Origin of the sequence: Neobacillus drentensis, from assembly GCF_036966985.1 — a bacterium.
In the GTDB taxonomy this organism is placed as follows: domain Bacteria; phylum Bacillota; class Bacilli; order Bacillales; family Cytobacillaceae; genus Neobacillus; species Neobacillus drentensis_E.
Genome location: NZ_JBALSN010000180.1, coordinates 1 through 2,518, shown reverse-complemented (window position 1 = coordinate 2,518; position 2,518 = coordinate 1). Strand labels below are relative to the sequence as shown.

Below are 2,518 nucleotides of genomic sequence, written 5' to 3'. Positions count from 1 at the left end.
TATTGATGTGATGCTGGCGAAACGGAAAATGAGCGTAACAGAACTTTCCGAGAGGGTTGGAATCACGATGGCTAATCTTTCTATATTGAAAAATGGAAAGGCAAAAGCGATTCGATTTTCTACTCTAGAGGCGATTTGTAAGGCTTTAGAGTGTCAGCCGGGGGATATTTTAGAATACAAACCTGACGAAGACACTCATGGATAAAAAAATGTTAACAAACGGACAAGAGGCCCAAATCCATTTCTAAGGAAACGGGAGAATAGAAAAAGATAAATCAAAGGACCTTCCCTGTGTTTTACACATTAAGAAAATATTAATATTTTTATCATGGGCTTGTTAAGATTTGCTGGGTATCCTGATTTCAGGACGAAAAATAAAGGGGAGATTGGGTATCCGATATAGATAACATTTGCTAACAAAACGACATAACGTTTAAATCTATCATTTAAGGAGGACATGTATGAGCAACGAACCAATTATCAGCTTGAGTCATGTAACCAAACGGATTGGCCGGACTACCCTCATCGACGACCTTACATTTGACGTACCACAAGGTGAAATTTTTGGCTTCCTTGGTCCAAATGGGGCCGGTAAAACAACGACAATCCGCATGATCGTCGGACTGATGTCGATTACCAAGGGACAGATACTGATCAAAGGAAAAGATATCAAAACCGAATTCGAGCAAGCGATCCGCCACGTCGGTGCCATCGTAGAAAGCCCTGAAATGTACAAATATCTGAGCGGTTATCACAACCTTGTTCATTACGCCCGCATGGTGCCGGGGGTAACCAAGGAACGAATTGACGAGGTGGTGTCGCTGGTCAAGCTGGAAAATCGTATCCATGACAAAGTCAAAAAGTACTCGCTCGGTATGCGTCAGCGGCTGGGAGTCGCCCAGGCACTGCTGCATCGGCCGTCCTTGCTGATTCTCGATGAACCGACGAACGGTCTTGACCCGGCGGGGATTCGCGAGCTGCGCAATTACTTGCGGCATTTGACCCGTACGGAAGGAATCACGGTTATCGTCTCCAGCCATCTGTTGTCTGAGATGGAGCTCATGTGTGACCGTGTTGCCATCCTTCAACAGGGCAAGCTGGTCAATGTAATGCCGGTTCAGCATATTACTCGCGGGAACGATCAAACTCAAACGTATCGAATCCAAGCGCAGCCGCCGGAAAAGGCATTGGCGGCCATGAGGCAGATGGATGGGGTTCTGGAGGCTAAGATCACTCAGGAGGGAATCGTAGAGTTCACAACCGAGCGGGAACGGATCCCGGATATTCTCGCTGAGCTGATGCAGAACCATATCCGTATCTATGGCGTCGAGATGGTTTCCCAGTCCCTGGAAGATCGATTCTTGGAAATAACGGGGGGTGGGCAGATTGCTTAATCTAGTACTCAATGAAAATATGAAAATTTACCGTAGGGTACGAACGTGGATCCTGGTCGGATTGATGGCTGCTTTTGTGCTTTTTGTCAACATCATTGAATGGCATTCCGATGGAAAACAGGCGAAAGGTGAAGGCTGGCGGGCCGAACTGAAGCAGGAGAATCAGCAGTGGAACAAAATTCTGAAGCAGCCCAAGCTGGATGAAGAGGACCGAACATTCTACCAGCAGCAGATTGCCATCAACAACTATCACTTGGAACACAATATTCGTTCAACGGACGGCACGATGTGGGATGGAGTGAACGGTTCGGCCAGTATGATGATCGTGATTACGATTTTCACTATCATTATTGTGGGAGACAGTGTGGCAGGCGAATTTTCGTCCGGTACCATCAAGCTGCTACTCATCAGGCCGGCTAGCCGAGTTAAGATCCTCGTCTCCAAGTATCTCTCTTTTCTTTTATTCGGCATGCTGTTGTTACTTACTCTATTTGTCATATCCTTCGCCGTGAACGGAATCTTATACGGCTTTGGATATATGGATCTACCATTGGTCAGCATGACTGTGGACGGGCAGATCGTCGAAAGGAATATGGTAATCAATCTATGGAAAACGTATATGATGAACGGTGTATCCACGGTTATGTACGTAACCATGGCCTTTATGATCTCGTCCGCTTTCCGAAGCAGCGCAATGGCTATCGGTTTTTCTATCGGCGCCTTGTTTGCTGGCAATATGGTTCTGGAGGTACTGCATCGATTCGATTGGAGTAAGTACCTGTTGTTTGCCAACACCAATTTGACCCAATACCTGGCCGGACGCCCTTTCCAAGAAGGAATGACATTGTCCTTTTCCATCGGAGTACTTGTTGTCTATTTCCTCGTGTTCAATCTGATCTCCTGGCTTATTTTTACACGTAGAGACGTGGCAGCCTAACGTTTTGGGGTCAGACCCCTTAACGCGATGGCTCTTTTATATAGTAAAATGCTTATCAAAAAGCACCATATCTGTGGTGCTTCTTGTCTTTTTTTGAAAAAACAGGAGAGCAACCAAACTGTCCTCATGAACGGCTTATGGAATCATGGGGGTCCGCTCTTTTTGGTTGGGGGATCAGGTTAAGCAC

General features: G+C 46.3%; 3 protein-coding genes. All 3 read left to right on the top strand.

Features of this window, described 5'->3' with window-relative positions; translation table 11 throughout:
* Position 1: 1 nt before the first annotated feature.
* The 3 genes from V7659_RS12335 to V7659_RS12325 all read left to right on the top strand — a co-directional run bounded on the left by V7659_RS12335 (position 2) and on the right by V7659_RS12325 (position 2,331).
* On the top strand, positions 2-205 hold the full coding sequence (locus V7659_RS12335; RefSeq protein ID WP_335540280.1) for a helix-turn-helix domain-containing protein: 204 nt from the start codon (positions 2-4) through the stop codon (positions 203-205).
* A gap of 256 nt (positions 206-461) precedes the next feature.
* Complete coding sequence (locus V7659_RS12330) at positions 462-1,394, top strand: ABC transporter ATP-binding protein (RefSeq protein ID WP_335540279.1); 933 nt, start codon at positions 462-464, stop codon at positions 1,392-1,394.
* Entirely contained in the window at positions 1,387-2,331 is a 945-nt protein-coding gene (locus V7659_RS12325) for an ABC transporter permease (protein ID WP_335540278.1), read from the top strand. The genes V7659_RS12330 and V7659_RS12325 overlap by 8 nt, the downstream gene beginning before the upstream one ends.
* Positions 2,332-2,518 lie beyond the last annotated feature (187 nt).

What these genes read in the sequence shown, in the direction of transcription:
- V7659_RS12330 (WP_335540279.1), top strand. Translation starts at nt 462, where the DNA reads ATGAGCAACGAACCAATTATCAGCTTGAGTCATGTAACCAAACGGATT.